This window comes from Brevibacterium sp. Mu109 (genome assembly GCF_900169375.1).
Classification (GTDB): Bacteria; Actinomycetota; Actinomycetes; order Actinomycetales; family Brevibacteriaceae; genus Brevibacterium; species Brevibacterium yomogidense_A.
The window spans coordinates 1-1,444 of sequence record NZ_FXZF01000090.1; the positions used below are offsets into that span (position 1 = coordinate 1).

Here is a 1,444-nt window from a genome sequence, read left to right on the forward strand (position 1 = left end):
GGGCTCTTCGTAATTGAGGGTGTAGACCCCAGGTGCTGAAGGCCGGGTCGTGTCGCTCCACGGATAGACGTCGAGGTCTCCCGATGATGGAAGTTCTCACACACTCCATCCGGAAGACCTCGACATGTCCCAGCCTAGCTTCACGAGCCCCGATCTCGACGCGTTCTGCCTCCTCAACACCCTCAACCTGACCGTCACCGGGCAAGCGGTCGATACCGATCAAGCAGTCCTGGAATGCCGCACCACCACCGAGTTCCCGGACTCCTGGTGCCGGGAGTGCGGGGCCGAAGGCGTCCCCCGCGGAACCACGGTGCGCAGGCTTGTCCACGTCCCGCTCGGCTGGCGCCCCACGATCCTGCACGTGCGCGTGCGCCGCTACCGGTGCCCGACCTGCACACGGGTCTGGCGGGAAGACCTCACCCAGATCGCCGCGCCACGGGCGAAGCTGTCACGGCCGGCCGTGCTGTGGGCGCTGAAATGCCTCGTCATCGACAGGATGTCCATCAGCCGCATCGCCGCAGGTCTCGGTGCCGCGTGGCACACCGTCAACACCGCGATCCTCGCTACCGGTCAACAGCTCCTGGTCGATGACCCCAGCAGGTTCGACGGTGTCCGCGTCCTCGGAGTCGACGAGCATGTGTGGCGGCATACCCCGTTCGGCAGCAAGTACGTCACCGTCATCATCGATCTCACCCCAATCCGCGACAAGACCGGCACCTCCCGGTTATTGGACATCGTCGAAGGCCGTTCGAAGAAGGTCTTCAAGACTTGGCTGGCCACCCAATCACAAGCATTCCGCCACGGCATCGAAGAGGTCGCGATGGACGGCTTCGCCGGCTACAAGTCAGCCGCGGCTGAAGAGCTCCCTGACGCTATCCCGGTGATGGACCCGTTCCATGTCGTGGCTCTGGCCGGTGGTGCTGTGGAGCGATGTCGGCAACGTGTCCAGCAGGAGACACTCGGGCACCGAGGCCGGTCCGGGGACCCGCTCTATGGCATCCGTCGTGTTCTGCTCACTGGCGCGAACCTGCTCACCCGCAAACAGGCGGACAGGCTCGAAGGGGTGCTCGCTGCCGAGGAACACACCCAGGTGGACGTGACGTGGTGGATCTACCAGCGCATCGTGGCCGCGTACCGCGACCCCGACCGTACTCGCGGCAGAGACCGACTGCGGGCGGTCATCACGAGTCTCTCTGCAGGAGTGCCAGCAACGCTGACGGAGCTGACGACGCTCGGGAGAACCCTGAAACGCAGAGCTGCTGATGTGCTCGCCTACTTCGACCGACCCGGAACAAGCAACGGACCGACGGAGGCGATCAACGGCCGACTCGAGCACCTGAGAGGCACGGCACTCGGGTTCCGGAATCTGGGCCACTACCTGCTGCGGGCACTGCTGGACACCGGAGGGTTCAGACCACTCCTACACTCTCATCTGCGATGAGCC

General features: G+C 64.8%; 1 protein-coding gene. It reads left to right on the forward strand.

What is annotated here, in order from left to right; translation table 11 throughout:
- Positions 1-124 precede the first annotated feature (124 nt).
- Positions 125-1,441 (forward strand): ISL3 family transposase, encoded by a 1,317-nt coding sequence (locus BSP109_RS16550; protein ID WP_101602055.1) that lies wholly within the window; start codon positions 125-127, stop codon positions 1,439-1,441.
- Positions 1,442-1,444: the final 3 nt, after the last annotated feature.